Source organism: Marinomonas sp. A3A, assembly GCF_018336955.1.
Taxonomy (GTDB): domain Bacteria; phylum Pseudomonadota; class Gammaproteobacteria; order Pseudomonadales; family Marinomonadaceae; genus Marinomonas; species Marinomonas lutimaris.
Genome location: NZ_CP025532.1, coordinates 1940146 through 1954852 on the forward strand (window position 1 = coordinate 1940146; position 14707 = coordinate 1954852).

The window sequence follows — 14707 nt, forward strand, 5'->3', positions numbered from 1 at the left end:
GAGAATAGAGCTTGTAAGAAGTCTTTTTATACAGAAAAATCCTTATAATTCAGCTGCTTGATTTTTTGTAGTTAAATTACACCATATTTTCATGGCTTTATTGTCTTAACCGTTTGATAAATATGATTTTTTTCTTATCGGTCAAGAATTTATTGACAAGCTCCATACGCTTAATATAAAAATAGCAAACGATTACGCAATCGTTTGCTATTCGAATATTTTAATAAAAATAAGCATACCGGAGACATACAATGAAAAAGAAAACCTTCTTGAAATCTTGCCTTGCCGCAACATTATTGACCTTGGCTAGTACCAGCGTTTTGGCTAGTAACGGTTTGATTGCCATCATTACCCCATCCCATGACAATCCATTTTTTAAAGCTGGTGCTGAAGGCGCGGATGCGAAAGCAAAAGAATTGGGTTATGACACCTTGGTTGCTTCTCATGACGGTGATGTAAACAAACAAAACCAATTGATTGAAACAGCGATTGCTCGTCAAGCCAAAGCGGTTATTTTGGACAATGCTGATGCGGACGCAAGTATTGGTTCGCTAGAGCGTTTGAAAAAAGCCGGTATCCCAGCTTTCTTATATGACCGTGAAATCAATAAAACTGGTATCGCTGTCACTCAAATCGTATCGAATAACTTCCAAGGTGCTCAGCTTGCAGGTGAAAAATTTGCCGAGTTGATGGGCGACGGTGGTCAATACGTTGAGCTGGTGGGACCAGAGTCAGACACCAATGCGCAAGTACGTAGCGAAGGTTTCCACGACATTCTTGATAACTTCCCAGAATTCAAGATGGTTGCTCGCCAATCTGCTAACTGGAGCCAAACTGAAGCATTCAGCCGTATGGAGTCAATTTTACAAGCGAATCCAAATATCAAAGGCGTGATCACTGGTAATGATTCTATGGCTTTGGGTGCAGAGGCCGCATTGCAAGCAGCTGGCCGTAAAGACGTTTTCATCGTAGGTTTTGACGGCCTAGATTATGCGCGTGATTCCATTCTTAAAGGCTCTAACATCAAGGCAACCATCATGCAGCCAGCTTACGCTCAGGCACAACGCGTTGCTGAACAAGCAGATCTATACATTCGTACTGGCTCAACAGGATTGCCAGAAAAACAACTAATGGATTGTGTATTGATTGATAGTTCTAATGCGAAAAATTTAAGCAACTTCGCTCTAAAAAAATAACAACCTGACTCGAAGCTCTCATTTTTGAGAGCTTCGGCTCCTTGGGTATCATTATGTCTTATAAAAAACTCTTTCAATTTATCGGGCTCATTGCGTGCCTTAATTTGCTGACAGCCTGTACCGTTACGGACTTAGACGCTGACGGCAATCCTATTATTCCTAAAGACCCTAATGCCGTCGTTAGCTTCGCAGACTTCAGTTTGTCTGAAGTGGCCGATCAGCTTTGGGAGCCAAAAGTCTTCCCTGAAGCGACACAAGAATTCACACCATGGGAAAGTATTAAATCCCAGTTGGATGCGCAGCAAATTAACACCAAGCAAAGCTTTTTTGTCCGTTTAGATGGCACCATCGACAGTGTTAATTTAGGCAAAATGAGAGGTGCGATAACGATTAAAGTTGGCGATACCAATATAGATCTGCAAGTGGGACGTATTATCAAAGGCAATGCAATTCGTGATGCGTCCAAATACGTTGTATTTGATGATTTCAAAAACCAGATTCGTTTTGCTCAAATCTCACGAGAGTTTAATAATCGTGCCATGGCATCGGTTGGCGAGCCAGACTCTAGTTGGGTCGGCGAAAAAGCCACGGTCATTGCAGCGATTACCATAGATCAAAATACCATCAGTGATGTTGTGCCAATGCAGATTACTCGTGGAGGCAAATGATGAGCCAAGCTAACGTAGACGTCGTCATTCGCGCTGAAAAAATCTCCATGATTTATCCAGGCACTATTGCGTTAAACGAAGTAGATTACCGAGTTTATCGCGGCAAAGTGAACGTCATCATCGGTGAGAATGGCGCGGGTAAATCCACCTTGATGAAAATTCTGGCGGGTGTTCAACAGCCAAGCAAAGGCACTATTTATCTAAATGATGAAGCCGTGTCTTTCCAGCATACTCGTGATGCGGCTGCCAAAGGTATTGGCATGGTTCACCAAGAACTAAATTTGTTTGGCAACTTAACCGTTGCTGAAAATATTTTCTTGGGACGAGAAAAACAGCATGGTCTGATGCCGCTTGATACCGCTGAGCAACACAGAGTCACCGCTGAGCTCATGGCGCGCCTTGATCAAGACATCGCGCCATCTGAACTGCTGTCTAACTTGAAAGTTGGCCAGCAGCAGTTGATTGAAATCGCCAAAGCCTTGGCTGATGAAGCGGATGTGCTGATTCTGGATGAGCCGACGTCTGCGCTGAGTAAAACCGAGGTCGAGTTGCTGTTTAAAGTCATTCGAGACTTAACCGCTCAGGGCGTTTCTATTATTTATATTTCCCATCGTTTAGAAGAGTTAATGGCGATCGGCGATCACATTACGATTTTACGTGATGGGCATTTTCAGTCTGAAGCGGAAGTCAAAGACATCGATGTGCCGTGGATTGTCAGAGAGATGTTGGGTAGCGACCCTGTGTCTAATTTCTTGAAACCGGGTCGTGAATTTGGCAAGCCAGTACTAGACGTAAAAAACATCAAGCTGATCAACGAAATGGGTCTTACTTTGGTTGATGATGTATCAATGGATGTGAAATCCGGCGAAATCGTTGGCGTTTATGGACTCATGGGGGCAGGTCGAACTGAACTAATGGAATGTCTACTTGGCTTACAGGAATACTCAGGCGAGGTAGAGATTGCAGGGCATAAAGTACCCGCCAAAATGGACACCAGTGATCGCATTCGTTATGGGATTTGTCTTGTTCCTGAAGATCGTAAAAAGAACGGCATTTTCCCCATTTCGTCAGTGAGCAACAACATGACGATTTCTAGCTTATGGCGTCGACTCAAGCATCGTTTTTCGATTGATGAAAAAGCCGAAGCCGAAGCGGTAACGTCCGCCATTGGTGATTTGTCTATCAAGGTATCTTCTCCTGATATTGAAATACGTGCATTGAGTGGTGGTAACCAACAAAAAGTGGTGATTGGTCGAACCTTGTTAACCAGTCCGAAAGTTTTGTTATTGGATGAACCCACTCGCGGCATTGATATTGGTGCCAAAGGCGATGTGTTTGAAATGATGGTAAAGCTATCTGAACAGGGGATTGGCGTGTTGTTTTCGACTTCCGACCTCAAAGAAATTATGGCTGTTTCTGATCGCATTCTGGTGATGTCCGGAGGCAAATTAACCGCCAATATCGCTCGTTCTGAAGCAACAGAATCTGCACTTGTGTCAGCAAGCGCGCAAGGACTTTAATATGAAAACTTCTCAAAATACTGCATCTCAACAATCGTCTGTTTTTTCCGGCGAAAGCTTGTTATTACTTGCACTAAAAATGCGAACCTTTATTGCGTTATTTTTAATTCTGGCGTTCTTCACCTTTATGGTGCCGGGCTTTTTGGTGGCAAGTAGCGTGGTCATCATGGTTAAGCATATTGCCATCAACGCCTTTTTGGCACTTGGTATTACCTTCGTCATTATTACCGCAGGCATTGATCTTTCAATCGGCGCGATTCTGGGCTTTTGTGGCATGGTCGCGGGTTGGTTGATTACCAAAGGGATCGTGTTACCTATTTTTGGTATCGCTATTTTTCCAAGCGTTTGGCTGATTGTGCCTATTGTCTTGGTTATCGGTGGTTTGATTGGCGCGATAAATGGCATCTTGATAACGCGTTATAACGTCGCGCCTTTCATTTGTACCTTGGGCACCATGTATATCGTTCGTGGCGCGTCCATGTTGTTGTCTGGTGGTGAAACTTTTACCGGTTTGTCTGGAAATGAACAACTTGGCAATACGGGTTTTGAATTGATTGGTTCTGCTAAATTATTGGGTCTGCCTTACGCGATTTGGATGATGTTTATCCTAGCTGGTGTGATTGCCTACATCGCGAAAAGAACGCAATTTGGTCGCCATGTTTTTGCTATTGGTGACAACGAACATTCTGCCGAATTGTCTGGCGTGAAAGTTCGCAGCGTCAAAGTTTGGGTTTACACCATTTCAGGTTTTTGTGCAGCGATTGCGGGCATCGTTGTATCTTCGCAATTGGTCGCGAGCCACCCTGCAACAGGTGTCTCTTTTGAAATGAACGCCATTGCCGCAGTGGTATTAGGTGGAACCTCTTTGGCTGGTGGCCGCGGCACCATTATGGGCACGCTAATTGGCGCTTTTGTTATTGGTATTTTGGCCGATGGTTTGGTGATGATGGGCGTGAGTGAATTTTGGCAAATGGTGATTAAAGGTGTGGTGATTATTCTAGCTGTCATCATCGATCAAAAACAAAGTCGCTTGCAGCATAAAGCCGCCATCGTGCAGCAAAAATAGATTATCAATATTTGCTTTCAGCCTATCTGTAATTAGGGAAAAAACATGCTAAAAAATATAGATCCTTTGTTAAGTGGTGAATTACTGAACGTGTTACGCACCATGGGCCACGGTGATGACATCGTTTTGGTTGATCGTAACTTTCCTGCGGCTTCTATGGCGGCTGGAAAGCCCGTTATTCGTTTAGATGGCGTGAACGTTATTCAAGCTGCAAAGGCGATTCTATCGGTATTGCCATTAGATACCTTCGTTGATCAACCTGTGACGCGTATGCAAGTGGTCGGTGAAGACGAATCTGTGATGCCAGAAGTGCAGCAAGAATTCTCCGCCGTATTAAAAGTGGCTGACAGTGACAACGCTGAAATGGGCTCGTTAGAGCGCTTTGCTTTTTACGAAGCCGCTAAACAAGCCTATGCTTTTGTTGTGACTGGCGAAGGCCGAGGTTACGGCTGCTTTTTATTGAAGAAAGGCGTGATCTTTTCTTAATATTTTTCGTAAAATTAAGTAATAAAAAACACAGGTCAGCTTTCGTTGGCCTGTGTTTTTTGTTTTAAACCGCTAAATTTTTATCTAACGGCTTATTTAAACTCTTATTTAAAGATGTAGCCATTCACCATGTTTTCTAGCATCTCTTGACGACCAGAAACTGGTTTAGGATCGATGTTGTTTTTCTCAGCATATTCCGCCAGATCTTGCAGGGTATGCTTGCCAGCTAAAATGTCTGCACCCAAAGAATCGTTCCATTTCGCATAACGCTGATCAACAATGTTCGCCAATTTTTCATCTTCGATCATTTTTACCGCGCGTTCTAATGACAACGCCAAGGTATCCATTGCACCAATGTGACCGTGGAATAAATCCTCCAGATCCATCGACTGACGACGTAACTTGGTGTCGAACATGTAACCGCCCGTTTTGAAACCGCCAGACTTTAGAATCTCATAAGTAACAAGCGTGTATTCTTCCACACTGGTTGGGAATTGGTCTGTATCCCAGCCGAGTTGTGCGTCGCCTTGGTTGGCGTCAACGGAACCAAGAATGCCCAAGGAACAAGCCGTGGCGATTTCATGGTGGAAGCTGTGACCCGCCAAGGTCGCGTGGTTGGCTTCAATATTGACCTTGATCTCTTTTTCAAGGCCAAACTCTTTTAAGAAGCCATATACCGTCGCAGTATCGTAATCGTACTGATGTTTAGTAGGTTCCGCTGGTTTTGGTTCGATCAACAAAGTGCCTTCAAAACCGATTTTGTGTTTGTGCTCAACCACCATTTGCATGAAACGACCAAGCTGAGCGCGTTCGCGTTTTAGATCTGTATTCAATAGAGTTTCGTAGCCTTCACGGCCGCCCCATAGAACATAGTTCTCGCCTTTAAGGGTTTTGGTCGCATTCATCGCATGAAACACCTGAGTCGCAGCATAAGCGAAGATTTCAGGGTTCGGGTTGGACGCTGCGCCAGACATATATCTTGGGTTGGAAAAGGCATTCGCCGTTCCCCACAATAGCTTGATGCCAGTGGCTTCTTGCTTGGCTTGTAGAACGTCGACCATTTGCGCAAAGTTATTAATGTATTCTTTGATTGAACGGCCTTCTGGGCTGACATCCACATCGTGAAAGCTGTAGTAGGGAACACCCAGCTTTGTGAAAAACTCAAACGCCGCGTCGGTTTTTAGCTTTGCCGCTTCCATCTCAGATGTAGCTTTAAACCAAGGGCGATCAAAAGTATTCGCGCCAAAGACATCGCTACCTTGCCAACAGAACGAGTGCCAATAACACACCGCCACGCGTAAATGCTCCGCCATGGTTTTACCCATTAGCATCTTGTTCGCATCGTAATGTTTGAAAGCAAAAGGGTTGCTTGAATCCGCACCTTCGTATTTGATAACCGGCACAGTTTTGAAAAATTCGCTCATATCAGAACTCCAGACTATTGTTATTTTTTATCCCTACGAATGATTGTTTGTTTAGGTGATTGCTTCAATTACGAAATTTTCTGAGCGCGTTATTGAATTTGTTGGGAGAGTGGGGCGAATAGTGAATAAGTACTAGGGGCTAGCGGCCATGTTACTTGTAAGAGTTGCCTTACTCCTTCACACAAACATAAACCGAGTTAGTTGATTGTCCGCTTTGAAACGGGTTGTCAAGGGGCAATAGGTGGGAGTCGACGCTTGCGAATACGCCGTTTGGTTTCAGCTGTTCTGCCATGCGTGCTAGGTTTTCTGTGGTGTAGACGCCAGCGTTGCTTGGGTTGATAAATTCCGTTGGGGAATAGTCGAAGAGAAAACCAAGTCTCTCACCTTTAGAAGCCAGTAATAGCAAGGGGTTGGGTTTTGCTTGGTGACTAAATGCTGCAAATAAAGCTTCTGTTTTTGTAAAAATGATGAATACTGAATAGGTGAGTTTGTTTTGTCTAGTATGAATTGGAGTCGTTATGTCTTTCTTGGTGTCAATGTCAAAGCCCTTTTTTGCCTCTTATATCGAAGAGCTGATCGTACAGTATGCACGAGAAAATGTGGAATCTGGCCGCTGGCAGAAAACAGGATCATTAACTCGATCTAGGCGTGATATCGAAAGGCTGTTACCGCGTGGTATAGAAACAGATAACAATCATTTTTTTGAAATGAAAGTACCTGAAGTGAATGAGACAGTCGGTATGATATGGTTGTCATTAGAGAACAGTAGCACCACGAGTACGGTGTTTATTTACGATTTAGAAATCAAGGCAGAGCATCGCCGTCAGGGTTATGCCAAGCTTGCTCTAAAGGAAATAGAAGATTTTGCGGCAACGCATAATATCGTTAATATTGGCTTACATGTGTTTTCTCACAATAATGCCGCACAAAACTTATACGCTGAAATGGGTTATGAAACCGTTAGCGTTAATATGGTTAAGAAAATTGGCCAAACCAAAGTTTGATTTTCAGAGATAAACTTGTGAATGATAAGTAAGTCAGCCTAGCTCATTACTAGCTAGGCTGATGGAGTTTGTTTCTAAATATAGAGCGGTATATTTCTATAGGTAATGCAGGGCAGGTTAGTTGAGCATGCTGCGTAAAACGTATTGTAAAATACCGCCATGTTTGTAGTAATCCCACTCTTTCGGCGTATCTATTCGGACGTCAGCACCAAAGTGTATTTTTTCACCTTTGCTATTCGTCGCCTCTAGGGTGACTTCATTGGTATTATCGTCCAAGCCATTTATATCAAATTGTTCTTGTCCCGTTAAACCAAGTGATTCATGGCTGTCACCGTCTTTAAACTGCAAGGGCAAAACGCCCATACCAATTAAATTAGAGCGGTGAATTCGTTCATAACTTTCTGCAATTACAGCTTTTACACCCAACAATAATGAGCCTTTAGCCGCCCAATCCCGCGATGAACCAGTGCCGTATTCTTTACCCGCTAAGATAATAAGTGGCGTATTGTTTTCTTGATACTTCACTGCCGCATCGTAAATACTGGCTAGGTTATTGTCAGGTTGAGTGCGAGTAACACCGCCTTCTGTGCCAGGAGCCAGTAGGTTTTTTAGTCTTACATTGGCAAAAGTCCCACGTACCATAACTTCATGGTTGCCTCGGCGAGAGCCATAAGAATTAAACTGCGCTTTTTCTACGCCGTGTTCTTGCAGATATAAACCGGCTGGAGAGTCGGCCTTAATCGAACCCGCTGGAGAAATATGATCGGTGGTGACTGAGTCGCCCAGTTTGGCTAAACAGCGAGCACCTTTAATGCTTGGAATGCCCGGAGGATCGATGCTCATGCCATCAAAAAAAGTGGCTTTTTTGATGTAGGTGGACGCGTTGTCCCAGTCGTAAAGTTTACCATCTGGTATTTGAATTTGCTGCCAGTGGCTGTCGCCTTCGTATACGTTGGCGTAGCTTTTGGCGAACATGTCTTTGGTAACGGTGTTTTTAACGAGATCGCTGACTTCTTTAACACTAGGCCAAATGTCTTTCAGGTAAATGTCTTTACCGTTCGCGTCTTGCGTTAGAGGCTCCTTGTAGACATCTATATCGGTACGGCCTGCAATGGCGTAGGCGACAACAAGGGGAGGAGAGGCCAGAAAGTTCATTTTCACGTCTTGGTGAATACGCCCCTCAAAGTTTCGATTACCAGATAAAATAGAACTCACGATGAGTTTGTGTTTTTGGATAGCGTCGGATATCTCATTCGCTAGTGGGCCAGAGTTACCAATACAGGTGGTGCAACCATAGCCGACGAGGTTAAAGCCAAGGCTTTCTAGATCATCCATTAATCCGGCTTTTTCTAAATAGTCGGTTACGACTTTAGAGCCTGGCGCCAATGAGGTTTTCACCCAAGGTTTTACATTAATACCCAATTGTTTGGCTTTTTTAGCGACCAAACCTGCCGCTAAAATAACACTTGGGTTTGAGGTGTTGGTGCAGCTGGTAATGGCAGCAATCACACAGGCACCGTCATTCAATTCAAATTCTTGGCCTTTAAAATTGACGACGGCTGCGCCTTTTATTGGCGCTTCATCAACGGATTCATCAGGATGAATGGCTGGGCCTTCACCTTCTATTCTGGCTTGTTCTTCACTGCTTTTATTTTGACGAGTCATTCTTCCGTCTTGAAAGCCTTTTAGATGATCTCGAATAATGTCACCCGCTTTATCAAGAGCTATTCTGTCTTGTGGTCGTTTAGGGCCGGCGAGACTAGGTACAACATCATTCAATTTAAGTTCAAGTTTATCGGTATAGTTGGCTTCATCGCCATCATTGCGCCATAGGCCTTGGTGTTTTGCGTAGTCTTCAATGAGGTTAAGCTGCTGTTCATCGCGGTTTGTTAGACGAAGATAATTAATGGTTTCATCATCAATAGGGAAGATCCCGCAGGTTGCGCCGTATTCTGGTGCCATATTCGCAATAGTGGCTCTGTCGGCAAGTGGTAAGTCGGCAAGGCCGTCGCCGTAAAATTCGACAAACTTCCCAACCACACCATGGTTACGAAGCATTTCAGTGACAGTAAGAACGAGATCTGTCGCTGTGGTGCCTTCAGGTAGGCGGCCACTTAATTTCACACCGACGACCTGAGGGATTAGTAAGCTAATCGGTTGGCCAAGCATAGCGGCTTCGGCTTCAATCCCGCCTACACCCCAACCAAGCACGCCTAAGCCGTTAATCATGGTGGTGTGCGAATCAGTGCCCACTAGCGTGTCTGGGTAGGCAAACTTTTTGCCATTACGCTCTTCGTTAAATACCACGCGAGCTAAATATTCTAAGTTTACTTGGTGAACAATACCTGTCGCTGGTGGCACGACTTTCAGGTTATCAAAGGCGGTTTGTCCCCAGCGCAAAAACTCATAGCGTTCTTGGTTTCGTTCGTATTCCAGTTTGCTATTTAAATTAAATGCCGCTGCATTGCCATAACCATCGACTTGTACAGAGTGGTCAATAACCAGTTCGGCTGGTGATAGCGGGTTTATTTTTGCAGGATCGCCGCCCAGCTTTTCCATAGCATCACGCATGGCGGCTAAATCCACAATGGCAGGGACGCCGGTAAAGTCTTGCATGACAACACGGGCAGGGGTAAAAGCCACTTCGGAGGAGGGTTTCGCTTGAGGATCCCAATCTAATAACGCTTGGATGTCTTGCTCTTTAATATTAACGCCATCTTCGTTACGCAGTAGATTCTCGAGTAATATTTTTAAAGAAAACGGCAGTTGCTTGGCTTTGTCTCCAAGCCCTTTCAAGGAATGAATATGAAATTGCTCGCCATTAGCAGTGATCTGTTGCTGGGTGTCGAAACTGTTGTTCATTTTTTTCCCCTTTGATTATTAGACAGATAGCTTAAAAAACCTCTACAGTGTGATGTGTTGATAAATTGATGTTGGTTAAGAGTGTAGCAGCACTTTTTTACTTACACGACCGCATGGCGCCAGTACTCTAAGGTTTCATGGCTGAAAATCGGTGTATGAGTCGGATGTCATTGAAAAGAATCTTAATTTTTTCGCATTAAATTGTTACAGCAATAGTAAAACGCATGGATACAATTGTACTATTTGCCACAGCATTCCTTGGATTGGTTACTAGATTCCGTTCTGAAAGCGAAAGTCATAATCAGGTTACATAAAGAAGAAGTAAATAAATTGGAAGATGAAAAGACGAATTGGGCTGTTTGTCCAGAATGTCAGGGGCGTGGTAAAAGAAGCCGTAGGTTGCGCAAAAAAGTACGTTTGCTTTATCTAAAAGAGTTGAGCGAATTTGAAAGATTGAAAGGCGAAGGGCCAGCTCCAGTTCGGCCTAAAGGGCATCTTGAATCCTGTTCAAATTGTGCTGGCTCAGGCTTGGTTGCCTCTGTTAGTTACCCTGAACCAGATACTGAAAAATATCCTCATGTTGCTATTATTGGTGGCGGTATAGGCGGCGTAGCTTTGGCCGTTGCTTGTCTGCATCGCGGCATTCCTTTCACGCTGTATGAACGTGATCACGGCTTTGATGCTCGTTCGCAAGGTTATGGTTTGACCTTGCAGCAAGCTAGCAAGGCGATTGAGGGCTTTGGCATTTTCTCGTTAGAAAAAGGTGTGGTTTCAACTCGACACGTTGTTCATACGCCGGAAGGGAAAGTTGTCGGTGAATGGGGCATGAGAAAATGGCTGCAGTCCGATGCGACAACCTCTCCAAAGCGAACCAATATTCACATTGCTCGTCAGTCTTTACGCTCAGCCTTGCTTGAACAGTTAGGTGGGCGCGATGTCGTACAATGGGGGCATCAGTTAGTTGATTTTAAAGAGGGGGATGATGTTTATCTCAGCTTTTTGGTGGATGGTGAGTTAACTCACGCTAAGGCGGATCTTGTTGTTGGTGCGGATGGTATTCGCAGTGCGGTGCGCCGTTTATTGATTGGTGAGGAAAAAACACCTCTACGCTATCTTGGTTGTATCGTGATTTTGGGGATTTGCCCCTTGGCCGATTTAGATGGTCTTGAGAACGATTTGTTAGATTCGGCAACGGTATTTCAAACCGCTAATGGCAATGAACGCATTTATATTATGCCTTATGACGCTGATTCTGTGATGTGGCAACTGAGTTTCCCTATGTCAGAAGAGGACGCGAAAGCCTTGAGTGCTCAAGGTGTTCAGGCTTTAAAAGACGAAGCCTGTCGCAGAACTCAGTGGCATGATCCTATTCCTCAGATTCTATCGACTACTCAAGCGGCACAAGTGTCAGGTTATCCGGTTTACGACCGAGAATTACTTACTGCAGAACTACTAGAGAAAGGCGATAAAGTGACACTGATTGGCGATGCGGCTCATCCGATGAGTCCATTCAAAGGTCAGGGGGCGAATCAGGCTTTGTTGGATGCGTTGGCCTTGGCTCGGGAAATATCCAAAGGCTGCTGGTCAAAATCTCAGTGGCGCGAAGCGGGTATTCGATCAAGTGTTCTCACCGAGTTTGAAGCTGAAATGTTAGAGCGTAGTGCAGTTAAAGTAGAAGGCTCCGCTGAGGCGGCCGAGTTTTTGCATTCTGATATTGTGCTTTATGAAGGTGATGAGCCGAGAGGCCGAGCCTTAAAAAGACTAGATAATTAGCTGTGAACGATAGAGCAATTTCGGCCCTGTCGTTTTGCTTGATACAAAGCGATATCCGCTTTCTTGAGCGTTATTTTAATTGTATCGTTGCTATTGCTATCCCAATATGAAATGCCTAAGGAAACAGTGATGTTACCTGCTATAGGTATTTCATGTTGTGCAATTTTTACACGCAATTTCTCCGCAAAAAGATGCGCAACAGACTGTTTGGTCGATGGTAATAGGATTAAGAATTCCTCTCCGCCATTACGAAAAATGATCGCGTTTTTATCGCAGGTCTCTTTCATTAGCCAGCTCAACTGCTTTAGAACCTCATCGCCTACATCATGACCAAACAGATCATTAACTACTTTGAAATGGTCGATATCTAACGCAATTACAGCAAAGCTTTGTTTGATTTCCCGCCATTGTTCTAATATCTGATCTAAGCTGCGACGATTGTACAAACCTGTCAAAGGGTCGGTATTAGTGTCTATATTTAGTTGATTGATTTTGTTATTCAAGGCGCCTAAACCGCGAAGAATTGCGCGTTTAAGTTCATAAACCTCAAAATACCAAGATTTAATATTTAAAATATTATGCTCGGCATCAGTATCGTGCATGTTGCTAGCGTGGTGCGCTAATGCTTGTAAAGGCGTTGTAATAAATATACTGGCGACCCAAATAGCTAAAAGTGTTAATAGTAATACGGGTAAGCTTCTCCAAATTACTTCCGTTAATTGCACATCTAATTCAGCCATAACACTATCAAAAGGACGTTGTGTAATGACTCCCCAGCCAGCTCGTTCGATATGTGCATAGCCAGCTAACATAGATATACCTAATGAGTTTATAACGCGAGCACTGCCTGATTTACCGTCTATGGAGGCATTAAGAACCGGGTTGTTTTGAACATGATCTCCAATTCGATTTTTATGCAGGTGATAAATTATTTCTTTGTGTCGGTCTACAACATAGATATAAGAACCGTCACTGTAAGGATGTTGGCCGAGTAGGTTAAAGAATACATTGTTTTGGTGTAGGTAAATGGTGCCCGCAATATAGCCTAAATATTCGCGATTCTTTGTATAAATAGGATGAGAAATACTGACTAGATAACTGCCAGAAGGCGATAGAAATGGATCTGCTACTATTGGTTTTCGAGTATTAAAGGATTGGCGTGCTTCAGTTGGTAATAAGAGTCCTTTCACAGGAACTGTAAGTGGAAAAACAGTCGTGATAATTGCTTTTGAATTAATAATTGAAACAGAGTTAAAGAAGCTTGATTGCTGATATAGTCTTTTGGCTTCTGACTCTAGAAGTGCTTCGTTATCAAAATCTGTTGATAAAATATTTGCACTGTAAGCTAATTGCTTTTGAGCATTTTGTAAAAAATTATTGGTGGTTTCTGCTAGTTTAGCTGCGTAAACACGATTGGCTTCAAGAGTTGAGTCGATCAGTAACTGCTTTTGAACTTGGTAGGTCACATAATAGCTATTGGCAAATGTGAGTAGCACAGCTGCGATAGTAAGTAATAAAAAAAGTTTCCGTAAGTCTAAGCGGAGCAACGCGTATCCCCCTGTGCTAAGCCTGAAATCTTGTGTCAGTGTAGATACGAGCTTTTTATTGTTTTATAAATTTAATCTATCACCATTATAACGAAGGTTAAGCATTATGAGCAGTAAAAAAATCATCGGCTATATGGTAAGGTAGTATTATTTTTATCAATAAATCAAACACATAATTATCCTAGACTATAAGACCACATTATGACGAGAAAAATATTAAGTTTGAAAGGTAAGCGATCTTCAGACGCTAACCCTGTCGATGAAGTGGCCGAGGATTTATATCCGAATGATCCGCAAAAACGTTTTCTAAATGGTGTTGCGGTGCATCCTTCACCCTGTATTCGTCTCGAAACTGGTTCTCAACATCTTTCGATGCGAGCGATGGATCTGGTTACGCCAATCGGTATGGGGCAACGAGGTTTGATTGTTGCACCCCCAGGTTCAGGTAAAACGACCACGTTAAAGCATATTTGTCAGGCGGTTGGTACGGCTTATCCAGAGATAAAACTCTATGCCTTGCTTATCGATGAGCGTCCTGAAGAAGTAACGGACTTTAAGCGTGGTGTATCAGCAGAAGTGCATGCCTCGTCTTCGGATGAAAGTTACGCCCAACATGTCAAAGTCGCCGATGATTTGCTTGATATTGCTCGCACGCAAGCGGGAGAAGGTCATGATGTGATGATTGTGATTGACTCTCTAACAAGGCTCTCACGGGTCCATAATGCCGACAGAAAGAGTAGTGGTCGAACCATGTCTGGTGGACTTGATACTAGAGCCTTAGAAATTCCTCGTAAGTTGTTTGGCTCCGCAAGAAAGATAGAAAATGGTGGGTCGTTAACGATTCTAGCGACTATTTTGGTGGATACTGGCAGTAAAATGGATCAAGTGATCTTTGAAGAGTTCAAAGGCACGGGGAACATGGAGATTGTATTATCACGAGAAGCGGCGAGTCATCGAATCTTTCCTGCTATCGATATTGCGAAAAGCAGTACACGCCGAGAGGAATTGCTTATTGATGCGAAAGATCTTGAGAAGGTGCGCGCCTTACGTCGTTCGCTTACGCACCTTAAACCGGTTGAAGGTGCTCAGAAATTGGTTGAGTTGTTGCAACAATATCCAACCAATGCCGAACTATTGAAGGCTTTTTCGCCTAGTTAACGC

The 14707-nt window shown here is 43.7% G+C and carries 11 protein-coding genes; 8 read left to right on the forward strand and 3 right to left on the reverse strand.

Translation table 11 applies throughout. The annotated features are described in order from the left end of the window. The first annotated feature begins 251 nt into the window (after positions 1–251). From CYL31_RS08985 to CYL31_RS09005, 5 genes are read left to right on the forward strand one after another with little or no spacing between them, the layout of a single operon-like run. Positions 252–1196 carry a D-ribose ABC transporter substrate-binding protein gene (locus CYL31_RS08985; RefSeq protein ID WP_212918570.1) on the forward strand — a complete coding sequence of 315 codons (945 nt, stop codon included), beginning with the start codon at positions 252–254 and terminating at the stop codon, positions 1194–1196. 53 nt (positions 1197–1249) lie between these two features. Then, positions 1250–1864, forward strand: a complete 615-nt coding sequence (locus tag CYL31_RS08990; RefSeq protein WP_212918571.1) for a DUF2291 family protein — start codon at positions 1250–1252, stop codon at positions 1862–1864. Then, positions 1864–3384, forward strand: a complete 1521-nt coding sequence (locus tag CYL31_RS08995) for a sugar ABC transporter ATP-binding protein (protein ID WP_212918572.1) — start codon at positions 1864–1866, stop codon at positions 3382–3384. The genes CYL31_RS08990 and CYL31_RS08995 overlap by 1 nt, the downstream gene beginning before the upstream one ends. Position 3385: 1 nt before the next feature. Next, positions 3386–4450, forward strand: coding sequence for an ABC transporter permease (locus tag CYL31_RS09000; protein WP_212918573.1), 1065 nt, complete (start codon positions 3386–3388; stop codon positions 4448–4450). Between the two features lie 45 nt (positions 4451–4495). Beyond that, positions 4496–4936: an RbsD/FucU family protein gene (locus CYL31_RS09005; protein WP_212918574.1), complete on the forward strand. Its 441-nt coding sequence runs from the start codon at positions 4496–4498 to the stop codon at positions 4934–4936. Between the two features lie 104 nt (positions 4937–5040). Here the strand turns inward: CYL31_RS09005 and xylA are convergent, their stop codons facing one another. Beyond that, positions 5041–6360 carry a xylose isomerase gene (gene xylA, locus CYL31_RS09010; RefSeq protein ID WP_212918575.1) on the reverse strand — a complete coding sequence of 440 codons (1320 nt, stop codon included), beginning with the start codon at positions 6358–6360 and terminating at the stop codon, positions 5041–5043. 518 nt (positions 6361–6878) lie between these two features. Between xylA and CYL31_RS09015 the strand changes: the two genes are divergently transcribed. Continuing rightward, positions 6879–7364: a GNAT family N-acetyltransferase gene (locus CYL31_RS09015; protein ID WP_212918576.1), complete on the forward strand. Its 486-nt coding sequence runs from the start codon at positions 6879–6881 to the stop codon at positions 7362–7364. A 117-nt stretch (positions 7365–7481) separates the two neighbouring features. Here the strand turns inward: CYL31_RS09015 and acnA are convergent, their stop codons facing one another. Then, complete coding sequence (gene acnA / locus CYL31_RS09020) at positions 7482–10226, reverse strand: aconitate hydratase AcnA (RefSeq protein WP_212918577.1); 2745 nt, start codon at positions 10224–10226, stop codon at positions 7482–7484. Positions 10227–10469: 243 nt separating this feature from the next. Between acnA and CYL31_RS09025 the strand changes: the two genes are divergently transcribed. After that, positions 10470–11999: an FAD-dependent oxidoreductase gene (locus CYL31_RS09025; RefSeq protein ID WP_249411744.1), complete on the forward strand. Its 1530-nt coding sequence runs from the start codon at positions 10470–10472 to the stop codon at positions 11997–11999. On the opposite strand, the gene CYL31_RS09030 is transcribed toward CYL31_RS09025, so the two are convergent. Further along, positions 11996–13546 carry a sensor domain-containing diguanylate cyclase gene (locus CYL31_RS09030; RefSeq protein ID WP_212918578.1) on the reverse strand — a complete coding sequence of 517 codons (1551 nt, stop codon included), beginning with the start codon at positions 13544–13546 and terminating at the stop codon, positions 11996–11998. The two genes, CYL31_RS09025 and CYL31_RS09030, sit on opposite strands and share 4 nt — an antisense overlap. A 201-nt stretch (positions 13547–13747) precedes the next feature. Here CYL31_RS09030 and rho point away from each other — a divergent pair, with 201 nt between their 5' ends. Next, a complete protein-coding gene (rho, locus tag CYL31_RS09035; RefSeq protein ID WP_212918579.1) occupies positions 13748–14704 on the forward strand; it encodes a transcription termination factor Rho in 957 nt (318 codons plus the stop codon). Positions 14705–14707 lie beyond the last annotated feature (3 nt).